General features: G+C 52.7%; 10 protein-coding genes. 4 read left to right on the top strand and 6 right to left on the bottom strand.

What is annotated here, in order from left to right; translation table 11 throughout:
- Nucleotides 1–164: 164 nt before the first annotated feature.
- The 4 genes from pncB to ABDW13_RS06980 all read left to right on the top strand — a co-directional run bounded on the left by pncB (nt 165) and on the right by ABDW13_RS06980 (nt 5785).
- Nucleotides 165–1370, top strand: coding sequence for a nicotinate phosphoribosyltransferase (pncB, locus tag ABDW13_RS06995; protein ID WP_343551900.1), 1206 nt, complete (start codon nt 165–167; stop codon nt 1368–1370).
- A gap of 154 nt (nt 1371–1524) precedes the next feature.
- A complete protein-coding gene (asnS, locus tag ABDW13_RS06990; protein WP_343551769.1) occupies nt 1525–2925 on the top strand; it encodes an asparagine--tRNA ligase in 1401 nt (466 codons plus the stop codon).
- 300 nt (nt 2926–3225) lie between these two features.
- The gene (gene ompF / locus ABDW13_RS06985) at nt 3226–4395 is read left to right on the top strand and encodes a porin OmpF (RefSeq protein WP_343551768.1); all 1170 of its coding nucleotides are present in this window, start codon (nt 3226–3228) and stop codon (nt 4393–4395) included.
- A gap of 199 nt (nt 4396–4594) precedes the next feature.
- On the top strand, nt 4595–5785 hold the full coding sequence (locus ABDW13_RS06980) for an amino acid aminotransferase (protein ID WP_343551766.1): 1191 nt from the start codon (nt 4595–4597) through the stop codon (nt 5783–5785).
- A gap of 44 nt (nt 5786–5829) precedes the next feature.
- On the opposite strand, the gene ABDW13_RS06975 is transcribed toward ABDW13_RS06980, so the two are convergent.
- From ABDW13_RS06975 to mukF, 6 genes are all read right to left on the bottom strand, one after another.
- Entirely contained in the window at nt 5830–6462 is a 633-nt protein-coding gene (locus ABDW13_RS06975; RefSeq protein ID WP_343551764.1) for an MBL fold metallo-hydrolase, read from the bottom strand.
- A gap of 36 nt (nt 6463–6498) precedes the next feature.
- On the bottom strand, nt 6499–7050 hold the full coding sequence (locus tag ABDW13_RS06970) for a YcbK family protein (protein ID WP_343551762.1): 552 nt from the start codon (nt 7048–7050) through the stop codon (nt 6499–6501).
- Nucleotides 7051–7236: 186 nt separating this feature from the next.
- On the bottom strand, nt 7237–9063 hold the full coding sequence (ldtD, locus tag ABDW13_RS06965; RefSeq protein WP_343551761.1) for a L,D-transpeptidase: 1827 nt from the start codon (nt 9061–9063) through the stop codon (nt 7237–7239).
- Nucleotides 9064–9219: 156 nt separating this feature from the next.
- Nucleotides 9220–13686 carry a chromosome partition protein MukB gene (mukB, locus tag ABDW13_RS06960; RefSeq protein ID WP_343551760.1) on the bottom strand — a complete coding sequence of 1489 codons (4467 nt, stop codon included), beginning with the start codon at nt 13684–13686 and terminating at the stop codon, nt 9220–9222.
- Nucleotides 13683–14417, bottom strand: a complete 735-nt coding sequence (gene mukE, locus ABDW13_RS06955; protein ID WP_343551759.1) for a chromosome partition protein MukE — start codon at nt 14415–14417, stop codon at nt 13683–13685. Before mukE ends, mukB begins: the two co-directional genes overlap by 4 nt.
- Nucleotides 14398–15720 carry a chromosome partition protein MukF gene (gene mukF, locus ABDW13_RS06950; protein ID WP_343551758.1) on the bottom strand — a complete coding sequence of 441 codons (1323 nt, stop codon included), beginning with the start codon at nt 15718–15720 and terminating at the stop codon, nt 14398–14400. The genes mukE and mukF overlap by 20 nt, the downstream gene beginning before the upstream one ends.
- Between the last annotated feature and the right edge of the window lie 4 nt (nt 15721–15724).

Below are 15724 nucleotides of genomic sequence, written 5' to 3'. Positions count from 1 at the left end.
TTGGTGCAAAAGGCTACAATTCATTAACAATGGCACAAATGACCCTCGACCTGCCACCCGCAATTATGGTGTGATCGTGGTCATTACTGTTTTATACTCCTGCGTCTTTATGACTTTGTTGAACACCGGGCTTTGCTCCGCGGAAGAGGATGCTGAAACGCACCATGACTGGACATGCTTCCCCGATTTTGACCACGCTGCTTGATACCGATGCGTACAAGCTTCATATGCAGCAGGCCGTATACCATCGCTATTATGATGTCCCGGTTACGGCGGAATTTCGCTGCCGTGGCGACGAACTGCTCGGTATCTATGCGGATGAGATCCGCGCACAAATTGACACGCTGCCTGCGCTCGCCCTGAGCGACGACGAATATCACTATCTCAGCAGCCTGCCTTTCTTTAATAACGATTACCTCGATTGGCTGCGCCAGTTCCGCCTCGATCCTTCACAGGTGAATGTCCGCAACAATAATGGCCACCTGTCGATTCAAATCAGTGGTCCATGGCGCAAAGTGATTTTGTGGGAAGTGCCGCTGTTGGCCCTGATCAGCGAAGTGGTGCATCGCCATCGCACGCCAGAGTTTGGTGTTGAACAGGCAGTGGCGCATCTGCAGCACAAGCTGATCGATTTCAAGCAGCAAGTGGGCGATTTGGATATGTCGCGCTTCCAACTGATGGACTTTGGTACGCGCCGTCGTTATTCCAAAGCGGTGCAAGGCGCGATTGTCAGCACCTTGAAAGCCGACTTCCCATGGTTAGTGGGCACCAGCAACTACGATCTGGCTCGTCGCTTGCAACTCAATCCGGTCGGCACCCAAGCACATGAATGGTTCCAGGCGCACCAGCAAATCAGTCCGGTGCTGGCGAATAGCCAACGTGCCGCGCTGCAATCGTGGCTCGATGAATATGATGATCAGCTCGGCATCGCACTGACCGATTGCATCACCATGGATGCGTTCTTGCGCGACTTCGGTCCCGGCTTTGCCCATCGTTATCAAGGCTTGCGGCACGATTCGGGCGACCCAGTGGAATGGGGTGAAAAAGCCATTGCGCACTATCAACGTCTGGATATCGATCCGAAAAGCAAAACGCTGGTGTTCTCCGATAACCTCAATCTGGAGAAAGCGCTGGCGTTGTATCGTCACTTTGGTCAACGTGCCAACGTGGTGTTTGGTATCGGTACAAGGCTGACCTGTGATATTCCGGGCGTCACGCCGCTGAATATCGTGATTAAACTGGTGAGCTGCAACGGCAAACCAGTGGCGAAACTCTCCGACAGTCCGGGCAAAACCATCTGCCAGGATAAAGCGTTTGTCCGCGCGTTGCGCAAAGCCTTCGATTTGCCGCTGGTAAAAAGAGCCAGCTGATTCTCATTGCAGGGTGCTTGCACCCTGCTCTCACGCAACAAATCTCCTGTTAATCCGGCAATTTTGCTTGTTTCCTGTTGGCTCGTAAGTAACATAGCAAAACCCCGGAATGGGGATTTTATTGACCCTTCTTCTTATATATAGAGAGATATTTATGAGCGTAGTGCCTGTAGCGGATGTACTGCACGGCCGTGTCGCGGTTGACAGTGAAGTCACCGTACGTGGTTGGGTGCGTACCCGAAGAGATTCAAAAGCCGGTCTTTCCTTCATCGCCGTTTATGACGGTTCCTGCTTTAATCCCGTTCAGGCCGTCGTCAATAATTCTCTGAATAATTATCAGGACGAAGTGCTGCGTCTGACCACCGGCTGCTCAGTGATTATTACTGGCAAAGTGGTTGAGTCGCCGGGTGAAGGTCAGGCATTCGAGCTGCAAGCCACCAAAGTGGAAGTCACCGGTTGGGTGGATGATCCGGATACCTATCCGATGGCGGCGAAACGCCATAGCATCGAATATCTGCGTGAAGTCGCGCACTTGCGCCCGCGTACCAACCTGGTGGGTGCTGTCGCGCGTGTTCGTCACACGTTGGCGCAAGCGCTGCATCGATTCTTCCACGAAAACGGCTATTTCTGGGTGTCGACCCCGCTGATCACCGCTTCGGATACCGAAGGTGCTGGCGAGATGTTCCGCGTTTCAACGCTAGACCTGGAAAACCTGCCGCGCGATCCGCAGGGCAAAATCGATTTCGATAAAGATTTCTTTGGCAAAGAAGCCTTCCTGACCGTTTCCGGTCAGCTCAACGCGGAAACTTATGCCTGCGCCTTGTCGAAGGTTTATACCTTTGGCCCAACTTTCCGCGCAGAAAATTCCAACACCAGCCGCCATTTGGCTGAATTTTGGATGCTGGAGCCAGAAATTGCTTTCGCTACCCTGGACGATGCGGCTGCACTGGCTGAATCCATGCTGAAATACGTCTTCCAGGCGGTTCTGAATGAACGTGCTGATGATATGGCATTCTTTGCCGAGCGCGTAGATAAAGATGCCATCGCGCGTCTTGAGCGTTTCGTCACCACTGACTTTGCACAGGTAGATTACACCGATGCGGTTGAAATCCTGCTGAAGAGCGGTCAGACCTTCGAAAACCCGGTTTCATGGGGCGTTGATCTGTCGTCTGAGCATGAGCGTTATCTTGCCGAGCAGCACTTCAAAGCGCCGGTGGTGGTGAAAAACTATCCGAAAGACATCAAAGCTTTCTATATGCGCATGAACGAAGATGGCAAAACCGTGGCAGCGATGGATGTTCTCGCGCCAGGAATCGGTGAAATTATCGGTGGTTCACAACGTGAAGAACGTTTGGATGTACTGGATGCGCGTCTGGCTGAAATGGGCCTGAATAAAGAAGATTATTGGTGGTATCGTGATCTGCGTCGCTATGGCACTGTGCCACACGCTGGCTTTGGATTAGGTTTCGAACGATTAATAGCCTATGTCACGGGTGTACAAAATGTAAGGGATGTTATCCCCTTCCCACGTACTCCACGCAATGCGAATTTCTGATTTTCGCCATTAATTATAAGTAATTCATATATATAAAGAGGTCGGCCTAGCCGACCTTTTTTTATTTTTGTAAATTTAGAGTTCTCTCACAAAGTTCCCAATATTTTACATCTTGTAATACATATTTTCCTTTTGATACTTAATCGAGAGATTTGAATCATTTTCGGGCTAGAATTAGCAACCCTGTGATGGAAAGATGCGTGCAGACACAGGAGACATCAAACTTCTCTCAAGGTTCCTGTAAAGGTTTCTTGACGGCAGTGGCAGATGTCCAAATAACTCCAATGAGGGTAATAAATAATGATGAAGCGCAACATTCTTGCAGTAGTTATCCCAGCTCTGTTAGCTGCTGGTGCAGCAAACGCAGCAGAAATTTATAACAAAGACGGCAACAAGCTGGACCTGTACGGTAAAGCTGTTGGTCTGCACTATTTCTCTGATGATGCTGGCAGCGATGGCGACCAGACTTATGTTCGCTTCGGCTTCAAGGGTGAAACCCAGATTAATGACCAACTGACCGGTTACGGCCAGTGGGAATACAACGTTCAGGCTAACAACTCTGAAGGTTCTGACGCACAGAACGGTAACAAAACCCGTCTGGGCTTCGCTGGTCTGAAATTCGGCGATGCGGGTTCAATCGACTACGGTCGTAACTACGGCGTAGTATATGACGCAATCGGCTGGACCGACGTTCTGCCAGAATTCGGTGGCGACTCAGGTTATTCAGATAACTTCATGAACGGTCGTAGCACCGGCCTGCTGACCTACCGTAACACCAACTTCTTCGGTCTGGTTGACGGTTGGAACTTCGCAGTACAGTACCAGGGCAAAAATGAGCGTACTGATACCCGCCGTGCTAACGGTGACGGCTATGGCCTGTCAACCTCTTACACCTCACCAATTGGTATTGGTGTAGCAGCGGCTTATAGCAGCAGCGACCGTACCAATGCGCAGGCAGCTGGTGGTCAAACCACTTACAGCGGAACTGGCTTAACAAACACTACCGATGTTACCGGTCAAGGCGCAGGTAAGCGTGCTGAAAACTGGGCAGCGGCTCTGAAATATGATGCAAACAACATCTATCTGGCAGCGATGTACGGTGAAACCCGTAACTCAACTCCAATTTCAGCGTCTGCTACCGGTTCTTTCACTGCGGCTAACGGCACCACTTACACTGATGCATCTTTCTCTGGCTTCGCTAACAAAGCTCAGAACTTCGAAGTTGTTGCACAGTACCAGTTCGACTTCGGTCTGCGTCCGTCCATCGCTTACGTGCAGTCTAAAGGCAAAGACATCGAAGGCGTTGGCGATGCTGACCTGGTTAAATACATCGATGTGGGCGCAACCTACTACTTCAACAAAAACATGGCTACCTATGTTGATTACAAAATCAACCAGTTGAACGATGACAACCCACTGGGTCTGGCTACCGACGACGTTGTAGCTGTTGGTCTGGTATACCAGTTCTAATCACCTGATTAGCATTGTGTAAGACCTAAAAACGGAGCCTTCGGGCTCCGTTTTGCATTTCAGTGATCGGCTTCTCAATTAGCGCCACTACTTTATACACTCGACTTATTTCTTTTTTATGTCAGCGGTTGGCAAGCGTGTCGTCTAACGCTAACCTGATAGCTCATTTCGCTAAAGTTCACGCAACTGGACCTGACTCATGTTTGAATCGATCTCTGCCGCACCCGCCGATCCTATTTTGGGATTAGCTGACCTGTTCCGCGCCGATGACCGCCCGAATAAAATCAACCTTGGCATTGGTGTCTATAAAGATGAAACCGGTAAAACTCCGGTGCTCACCAGTGTTAAAAAGGCTGAGCAATATCTGCTGGAAAATGAAACCACCAAGAATTACCTCAGCATTGATGGCCTAGCTGATTTCGCTCGTTGCACACAAGAATTGCTGTTCGGGAAAGAAAGCGCACTGATCTCTGCGGGACGTGCTTGCACGGCGCAAACCCCGGGCGGCACTGGCGCATTGCGTGTCGCAGCAGATTTCCTGGCGAACCAGACCAGCGTCAAACGCGTTTGGGTGAGTAATCCAAGCTGGCCGAACCACAAAAATGTGTTCAATGCCGCTGGCCTCGAAGTGTGTGATTACGATTACTATGACGCTGAAACGCATAGCCTTGATTTCAACGCGATGCTGGCATCGCTGCAAGAAGCCAAAGCTGGTGATGTGGTGCTATTCCACGGTTGCTGCCATAACCCAACTGGCGTCGATCCTTCGGCTGAGCAATGGCAACAGCTGGCGAAATTGTCACAGGAAAAAGGCTGGCTGCCGCTGTTTGATTTCGCCTATCAAGGTTTTGCGCGCGGCCTGGATGAAGATGCTGAAGGTCTGCGCATTTTTGCCGCTTCGCATCAGGAACTGATCGTCGCCAGCTCTTATTCCAAAAACTTCGGTTTGTACAACGAACGTGTTGGTGCACTGACGTTGGTTGCGGCCAACAGTGATGTAGCAAAAACGTCGTTCAGCCAGGTTAAATACACTATCCGTGCTAACTACTCTAACCCACCGTCACACGGTGCTGCAGTGGTCGCGACCATTCTCAGCAACGATGCGCTGCGTACCATCTGGATTCAGGAACTGACCGATATGCGTCAGCGTATCCAGCGTATGCGTCAACTGTTTGTGAATACGCTGGCAGAGAAAGGTGCGAAGCAAGACTTTAGCTTCATTATCAAGCAAAACGGCATGTTCTCATTCAGCGGCTTGACCAAAGATCAGGTGGTTCGCCTGCGCGAAGAGTTCGGCGTTTATGCGGTGAACTCAGGTCGTGTGAACGTAGCAGGTATGACGCCAGACAATATGTCTGCGTTGTGTGAGGCGATTGTCGCGGTGCTTTAATCGGCAAAGCGATAAAACAAAATGGGCCATTACGGCCCATTTTTTTATGCTTGCAGGAATGGATTACTGATTCGTTCACGCCCCAAGGTTGATATTGGACCGTGGCCGGGCACAAATGTCACATCATCGCCGAGCGGCAGCAGCTTAGTTTTAATCGCTGCGATTAAATCACTATGACTGCCCTGCGGGAAATCGGTACGCCCGACTCCACCGTTAAAAATCACATCGCCAGAAATGAGCAGACGGCCAGCGCGGTCGAAAAACACGATATGCCCCGGTGTATGACCGGGACAAAGCAGCACTTCCAGCGTCGTATTGCCAAGTTGCACCGTTTCACCCTCTTCCAGCCAGCGATCTGGCGTAAGCGGCGCGCATTCCGGCAAACCAAACATACGGCTTTGGGTGGGAAGATTATCCAGCCAGAATGCATCAAGCGGATGTGGTCCGACAATCGGCACCTGATAATGTGCCGCGAGTTCCGCTGCGGCGCCAACGTGATCAAGGTGTCCGTGGGTGAGCAAGATTTGTGACGGCGTTAAATCACGCTCAGCCAGCACGGCTTTGATGGTTTCCGCATCGCCACCAGGATCAACCAGTGCGGCTTGTTGGGTTTCATCATCCCAAATGACTGAGCAGTTCTGGGAAAAAGCCGTAACCGGAATAATTAGGTAATTCATAGCGCTCCATGACCGACACACGCAGCGCTGCCGGTATCAGGACCAGTGCCTTGCAGGCCCGGTATCTATGTGTACGAAGTTGCTGCGCGGGTAATATCCTACACCACCAGCGCGCATAGATAACGCCGCTTTGCGAACATTGCTCAATGAAATCCCCTCAATATGGAAATCCATCGCTTGTCCTTTGGTGTGATAACTTTTCTTCGCCACGCCTGGGCCAGATTCACGCAACATATTGTTTGTCGCCAGCGTGCGATAACCCGAAATCAGTTGAACCGGTTTGCGCGTATCAAGCAGCGTCTGTAAGCGGTAAAGCTGATCAAACAGGTGAGGATCGATGTTCTTGACCTGATTGGCGCGGTAATCGCGGAAGAAGTGGTTTAAGCGGGCTAACTCATCCTTGTCATAACGCTTACCGTTGAAAAACTCAGTTTTGAGGGTTTCGCCGGTGTGAAGGTTACTAAGCGTCAATACTCGTGGGCGTGCGGTTGAAAGCGAAGCCAGAGCGGAGCCAGGAAGCAATGACAATCCAGCTGCTGCGCCTCCAATTAATAGTAATCGACGACGTTGAGAATCAAAATTAGCCATGAAGCGGGGTTACCTATTTAAAGCGGATGAAATATGCGCAAAAAGTGCACAGGCCGAACATTAACTGTCGCCTGGCACTCAGTCAACCCAGAGAATGGCACAACACGACCAAAACCAGCTCGAAATCAACTTTTCGAGACTGGTCTTGGGAAATTTCTGATTAAAGGAGGATAAACAAATCAAGCACTAAAGTAGCAGTTGTCCTGCTTTACTTAAGACCTGGCTACCGGAACGGGCAGGATTATCATAATTGTAAATATCTGTACGATATTGCGGTTGTCCATCATCAGCAACCCAGGCGGTCAGATAGTAGAGGTTAACTGGGATACGATGACGAATTGATACGTAACGTGTATTTCCCTCTTTCAACGTGTCTGAAATGCGACCGTCATTCCAACCGACGTCCTGCAACAGCAAATCAGCCAGTTCCGAAGCTTTGTTCACACGCACGCAGCCCGAACTTAACGCACGAATATCGCGCTGGAACAGCGTGTGGTTTGGCGTGTCATGCAGATAAATAGCATCGGAACTTGGCATATTGAATTTGTAACGACCTAACGAGTTAGTCGCGCCAGGTGCCTGACGAATGCGGTATGGGAAACTGGCGGCAGAGACCATATGCCAATCAATCATTGAAGGATCGATCACTTCTGCATCCGCGCTCCAGCCCGATAACAGCGTATAGCCGTGCTTATACAAATAGCTCGGATCCTGTTTCACCTTCGGCACAATATCCTGACGCACCAGCGTGGTCGGCACATTCCACGGTGGATTGAGCACCACATTATTTAAAGCGCTACGCATCAACGGCGTTTTGCGGTCCGGACGCCCTACAATCACGCGTGAGGACAGAATCGTTGCGCCATTGTTGTAGTAGGTTAGCGAATAGTTCGGGATGTTAACCATGATGCCGTTATGCATGTCATCTGGCAGCAAACGCAAACGCTGGATATTCAGCGCCAGCAGCGAGGCGCGCATCTGCGGTGAGACATTAAGCCATTCACGGGTACGCGGCCCGATCGCACCATCATCAGCCAATCCTTGCCAGTGCTGGAAGCGCTTAACGCCTTCCACCAATGTATTGTCATACACATTGGGGCCAGACGCTGGCGGAGGAGCAACAGCATTATTGGCTACTTCAGGTGTTTGAGCGAGAGCTGAACCCGCGTCAATATCATCAAAGTTAGCGGCAGACGGACTGACCGCGACCGGCTGATTACTCTGGCTCACCGGAACCGGCGCAGTCGGCACCGCATCTTCCGCTGGGGTTGGCGTGCTGCTGTGACTGGTGGTTAACATGCCGGTACGTTGCAGAATCTCACGCAGTGCAGGCACATCATTGCTCACCTGTCCCGGGCGCAGCGTGCCTTTATCCGTCAGTTGCGGCCACGGACGATGATCGGTCAATAATGTTTTCAGCGCATTGTGCATCAAGGCATATTGCGGATGCTGCGGCTGCAAGGACATAACAAAGCTGCGACTGCCGCCGCCGTTCACCGCATTCTGCCATTGGTTGATCGCTGCCAGCGCAGGCATGGTGAGTTTGTACGGCACGTTGCTGTAAAGCCAGGTTTCACCCTGCGTTGGCACATTCGCAACAAATTGCAGATAGCCCAACATGGCATCACTCAGCACCACATCGCGCGCGAAGCCTTTGATGTTGGGATTGGTCAGCCGCTCAACCCAGCGGGTAAACTGCGGCTGTACGCCGGAAAGTGCCACTTCCGCCAATTGCTGCTGGAAAGCCTGCACAGCATCATGATCTTGCCAAAGTGGCGCCATATTGCGCGACGCATAAATGCCGGCTAAGCCAGGCAAGTAGAAAGGTTGTTCTGCGGCGCTAAACGCCTGCTGAATCTGATGCTGACTTGCAGCAACAGTCATCGTGCTTTGCGTGGAGTTGGGCAACGTAGACGTGGTCGCCGCATAGCTGGCAGCCAGCGGTGATAATACCAATGTTAAACCGAGTGCAATTGCAGCGCGGTTCATTTTGCTCTTATTGTTCAGCAACATCCCTGCCCCCTTCTCACCAATGACACAGCGCCCTGAAATCGCCATGTACAACCCTACTCATAATGTTGAGTATACGAATAAAAAACGGCATCTGCCTCTAAGTGCCGATGCCGTTTACAGATTAAACGTAGTGCTGTTTTTTAACCAGATTCAGCGCTAGGTATTTTCTATTTCCAGACCTAACCCTGGGTTTTCTTGTTTCACCGGCGAAGGATCCGCAGAGAAGCCTCGCAAACCAACCACATGCACGTGTTCGGTGTTGTTAAACACTTTACGTACCAGTTTGTAAGTGGTGCCTTTCTCAGGACTAATATTCTCTGGCGCTGCGATGACCAACTGCATTTCCAGACGTTCGCATAGCTCAAAAAGTGTAGCGATGGAACGCGCATCGAGACGCGCCGCTTCATCAAGGAACAACAGACGGCACGGCGAAATGTCTTTGCCACGCAGACGACGAGATTCCTCTTCCCAGCTTTGCACCACCATCACCAGAATCGACATACCGGTACCGATCGCTTCACCGGTAGAAAGTGCTCCACTTTCCGCACGCAGCCAACCGTCCGATCCACGGTTAACTTCCACTTCCATTTCCAGATAGTTGCGGTAGTCGAGCAGCTCTTCACCAATGGTTTGCGGCGTACGCTGGCCCATATCGATTTGCGGATTCAGGCGTTGATACAGTTTCGCCAGCGCTTCCGAGAAGGTTAAGCGGTTGCTGGTAAACAGATCCTGATGCTGTTCATGCTCTTCCGACAGCGTATCCAGCAGCGTTGAATGTGCCTCACGCACGTTAACGTTGAGGCGCACGCTGCGCACCTGACCAAAGCTCACGGCTTGCAAGCCCTGATTCAGTTGGCGAATACGGTTTTGCTCACGCTGAATGGTTTTGCGAATGATGTTCGCTGCACTGCGGGAGCTGATCGCCAGCGTCTGTTCACGCGCGGTCAACTCTTCGGTCAGGCGATTCAGTTCGATTTCCATCTGCTCGATGGCTTCAACCGGATCGTCGGTACGAATGATGTCCTGACGAATACGCTCGCGCAGATGCTGATACACCGCGATAAAGAACTGAATCTTGCGCTCCGGCCGTTTCGGATCTTCGGACATACGCAACACATCGCGCAGATGTTCGTTATCCGCAACCGCCAGACGCAGCGCACCCAATGCTTTATCCGACATTGAGCGCAGTTCATCACCGCTGAGATAAGCCAGTTCACGGCGATGCAGACGACGCTCCACGCCGTTCTCTTTCACCAAACGCAATACCGTGCACCAACCGGCTTTCGCACTGACGACTTGCTCACGGATCTGATGATAATCACGCTCCAGCTTGCGCAGTTTCTTCTGCAAGCTGTCCATTTCCGCTTCGCAGAAGGTGATCTGTTTTTCCAACTGATTACGACGCGCACGGTTGTGACTCAGTGCGGTATACAGCTCATCACGACGCGCACGCGCGCGTTCTTCGGCGCTGGCATCAGCATGTACGCCGATATCCTGCATCTCTTGCTGTAACTCTTTCAGCATGTCGCGCTTGGCATCGTAAGAACTTTTCAGCGAGGCCAAAACTTGCGAATACTGCGTCAACTGCGCCTGATGTCCGCGCAGGCGTTCGCGCGCGCGGCTGCGTTCACTTTCAGCATGCTCAAGACGCTGGCGCAACTGTTCGTTGAGATCGGAGTTACCGCCCAACATGCCCGCTGAACTTTCGTAGTTAAAGTGTGCACGGCGCTGCACCACTTCAGTCAGGGCAAACGCCTGCTGACGGGCATCGCGCTGCTGTTGTTGGGCCTGTTGGTAATCGCGTTGCAGCTGATCGTGCTGCTGCGGGTCGCTTTGCAGCACCGAAATCAGCGGCTCCAGCTTGCTGAGTTTCGCGCCGTGTTGATGCAGGAAACGCGCGGCTTCTTGCGCTTCTTCAACGCGTTCACGAATCTCTTCGCAACGATCGCCGAGCGTATCATCAAGCAGCAAATTGACGCGCGGCAGTAAGCGGTTCAGTTGGCTTACACCCTCTTTAGCCTGTTCAAACTGCGCACGTTGCTGCTGATTATCATTTTCGTGCTGCGCCAGCGCGCGCTCCAGCTCACCACGGCGGCTGTTAAGCTGACGAATCAGTGCCTCCGGATCTTCATCAAATGCCACCGCTAAATGGCTTCCAATGAAACGGCTGAAAGATTGATGCAAACGCTGGGTTTTCTGCACATCAAACGACAGCGTGGCATAACGTTCGGCCAACTGTTCGCGTTCGTTGTTCAGCAATTCCAACTGGTTTTCACGTGCCGCACGGCCAAACAGCGGTACTTTCGGGAAGCGGGAATAGCGCCACTGACGCTCTGCAACTTTCACCACCACCGCTTTTTCCAGCTCTTCAACGCTGAACACGCTATCGTCAAACGCTTGCGGATCACCCTCGATCAAGTAGAGATCTTCTGGGCAATCGTCGAGTCCGTCGAGTAATTCACGCACCAGCGACAAATCCGGCACCACGATGGCGTGGCGCGATGGGCCGTATAACGCCGAGAAGTACGGCGCATCGTCGAGCGTTACGTCGTCGTAAATTTCCGACAGCAGCACGCCGCCGAAACGTTCCGCCAACTGCGTTAGGCGTGCATCTTCCGCGCCGCCCGGTTGGCTCAAGCGCTCAATCTGCTGTTCAACTTCACGCTTACGCGCCGCTAATTCGTCGCGCTCAACCGTGGTTTCACGCTCGCGCTCCAGCAGTTGCTGCATGAATTCGGTGATTTGCTGGCTGCTGGTCAGCTCCTGACCGGTTTGTTCACTTAACTGCGTCAGAATTTCCTGCGCCGCTAGCCAATGCGGCGCGCGCGCGGTCAATGTGGTGATGCGTTCACGCAGTTGCTCCAACTCTTGACGCATCAGCATGCGGCGTTCACCGGCATCGGAAACGCTGCTGTTGAGCTGTTCAATCTGCGCTTCCAACTCACGTTGCAGGCCATCTAACGCATCCGCATCGTACTGCTGGCCCTGACGTTTGCAGAAATCTGCCAGCAAACGTTCGGCATCATGCTGCTCGCGCAGACGCGTTTCCAATTCATTCAAACGCAGACGCAACGAGGAGAGTTGATCGGCGTGATGGCGCTGATTGGCGGCATCACGCAGCAGTTCACGGCCAACTTGCCACGCATCCTGACGACCGACATCGCCAGCAATACTGGTGACTAAAGTCAGCGCCTGCTCGAACTGGCTGTGCGCGGCTTCGGCCACGCTGAGTTTCTGCTCCAGACGCAGCAACTGCTCGGTGGCTTCTTCTTCACGCGCCTGGAAGGTTTCCTGCCATTCGGCCGCATTATCAATGCTTAAGTCCGGCAACTGACATTGCGTGCGCGCTTTTTCCAGCGCCTGCAATGCTTGTTGATACTGGATGGCGCGCGTTTGCTGCACGTCGAGCGCCTGCTGGAAATCGGCGAGTTGGCTTTTCAGCTCATCAACTTCCACTTCAGCCGCTTCGGCGCGCGCTTCATTCTCTTCCTGCACTTCGCGCGCTTCAGCCACCACCTCGTTCTGCTCTTCGAGGCGATAGGTCAGCTCTTCGAGATCGGCATCGTAACGCTCGATTTTTTCCTGCTGGCGCATGGCGGTTTGCACCAGATTGAGATGATCGCTGGCACCCTGATAATCGGTTTCCAGATCGCTCTCCGCACCGTTGTGCTCCGACAACTCGCGCGCCATTTCGATGTGACGATACTGCTCGGAAACCAATTGATTGCGACTGGTGAACAGCTCGCTACGCAGTTGTAGCGCACCGTCGAGATGAATGCGACGCTCATTGGCGTGACGCATGTAGTCGGCGGAAACATAGCTGGTGGCTTCGGAGATCAAGTGCTTGAACAGATCGCGATCCGATTGCGTAACGCGAATCGCTTCTAGCGTCATGCGGTTTTCACGCAGCGCGGCTTCCATATCCTGGAACGCTTTACGCACGCCACCATTTTCCGGCAACAGATAATCACGCAGCGATCGGGTGATGGCGCTGGAAATACCGCCATACAGCGAGGCTTCGATCAGGCGATAGAACTTGCTGCGATCGCTGGCGTTGCGCAGACGACGCGGCACCACGCCGAGTTCAAACAGTACCGCATGATAATCAGTCACCGAGTTGTATTGGCGGAACTGCACGCCTTCTTGCGCTTCCACGCGCTCCTTCACTTCCGCCAGCGGCACAACGCGCGCCTGACGATTGTTAAGGACTTCGGTCAGCATATCGGTCGGCTGCGAATCGCTCGGCAAGCCATGAATACTGAACGGCTTGATATCCACTTTTTTATCGCGCCCAGCCACTTGCTGCAGACGCACGCCGACAATCACGCGTTGATGACGTGAGTTCACCACGTCCAGCACCGAATAACAGACACCCGCACGCAATTTACCGTGCAAGCCTTTATCACGTGAACCGGAGGTCGCGCCTGCTTCCGTGGTGTTACGGAAGTGCAGCAGCGTTAGGTCAGGAATCATCGCCGTCACGAAGGCGGCCATGGTGGTGGATTTACCGGCACCGTTACCGCCCGAAAGCGTGGTCACCAGCGCATCAAGATCAAAAGTACGGGCAAAAAAGCCGTTCCAGTTGATCAGCGTTAGCGAACGAAATTTACCGCGTTCAATCATGCTTGTTCATCCTCCGCGTTATCACTCGCGTCGCTATCAGCGTCAAAATCGTTATCTGTTTCTTCGCTCTCTGCCGCCGCTGGCGTGCTTTCCAGCGTCATCGCTTCGCCATCACGAATCAGGCGCAACTGCGCTTCACGCGCGTCGTCACCGCTGCGCACGTCAGCGCCAAAGCGGAACACCGATTCGGTGATGCGGAATTTGCTGTTGTCGTTGCCCATATACCACACCATGCCGAGACGGCGCAGGCGGCTCAGTGAAGCACGCATTTTTTCTTGCAGCTTGGCGCGATCGAGATCGGAACCGGTTGAACGCTGGTTCACCAACTTCAGCAATTTGCTTTCATCGGCCAGCGATAGCAACTCGTCATACAGCTCTTGCTGCGTGAAGATGCCTTCATTCGCCAGACGTTCCGGGCTGAGATAGAGATAACAAAGAATTTTGCCGACCATCATATCCAGTTCAGACAGCACCGAACGTGGGATCAAGGTGGTGGAACGCGGGCGTAAATAGAAGAAGCCTTCTGGCGCGCGAATCAACTCGACGTTGTAGCGAGCGTAAAACTCTTCGAGATATTCCTGGTAATCCATCAGGAAGGCGTGATTATCCAGCTCTTCAATACCAATATGGCGTCCGGCACGTAATTGGCTATCGAGCGCCGGGAAAATCGGGTTAGCCAGAGCCAATGCCAGTTTTACTGGCATCACTTGTTCAATATTTGTCGATGACATGTGCCTGCACCTTGGCTCCGTAATCATTAATGGCCTGCCATTGCGCGGGCAGACCGGCTAAATCAGCTTCGGCCACGCCGAGTCGCACCGCTTGATCGATGACGATACGCGCCAGATCAAAGTGGCGCGCACGTGGATATTGCGACAGGTAATCGCGCATCACCGTGGCGAGATGGAGCGGCTTTTGCTCCAGCTTATAAATTTGCAGCGCTTCTTCGATCATCGCGGCCAGTTGCTCGCGAATCTCATTAAACTCTTCGTATTCCATTTCCGGCGGCAACTCGCCCATCACCTCGTCATTACGCAACGTCATCTCTTCATCACGCATATCGTAAAGGCGATCAGCGTTGGCGTAAGTCAGCGCCCACGGCTGGTCGAAGTAGTTTTGCACCGACAGGCGCAAACGCTGCGCAAACACGCGGTTTTTGTCCATGTCGATGGCGGTACGAATAAATTTGTGAACGTGACGGTCGTAGCCAATCCACAAATCGATGGCTTGCTGGCCCCAACTGATGATGCGATCCAGCTTGTTTTGCAGGTCGAACACCAGCTTATCGACGAAACCGAGATCCGGACTGCTGAGCGTCGCATCTTGGATACGCAGTAGATTGGCCTGCAATTTGTCGCCTGCGGCTTCCAGCGTATCCTGCAACTCGCGCAGTGTACCGGAGGTTTCCGACAGCAACATTTCACAGCTGGAGATCGCCGCGCGCCAATCTTTATTAAGCAGATCGGCGATATCGGTTTTCACCGCTTGTTGCTGCTCATCCATCAGACGTTGCGTCATATCGATGCTATCGAAGATCTCCGCCACAGAATATTTCAGCGGCGCAAACACGTTGCGATGCCAGTGAAATTCGTCGCCATCTTCTTCGGCGGCATCCGCGGCGCGCTTCAGCTCTTGCGCCACGATCGACAACTGCATCGACAGGCGCAGCGTGGAGAATTCACGCTGACGGATGTAGTAGTCGGTAATGCCGATAGCCAGCGGCGTCAGACGGTAAATGGCGTGACCTTCCGTCAACTCGCTGGTAAAGCGGTTGAGTAAGCGCTGACGCACCATGTCATTGATGGCGTTGTTAGCACGTACCTGCACGGTTTCGTGGGTTTGTTCGAAAGCCTTGCTAACGTGACGAAACGCGTCAATCAGCTCGCCTTCGGTCATCTCGCCGTCCATGCGCTCACCGTTCAAGGTGGCGATGGCCAGCAAAAAGGCCAGACGTTCTACCGGCAGCGCAAGTGAAAAGTCATTCTTGCGCGCCCATGCCACCAATTCGGGGACCGTCTGGGAAAATTCGCTCATAGTT

Source organism: Pantoea sp., from assembly GCF_039594315.1.
Taxonomy (GTDB): Bacteria; Pseudomonadota; Gammaproteobacteria; order Enterobacterales; family Enterobacteriaceae; genus Pantoea.
This window is presented reverse-complemented; position numbering and strand designations above follow the sequence as displayed.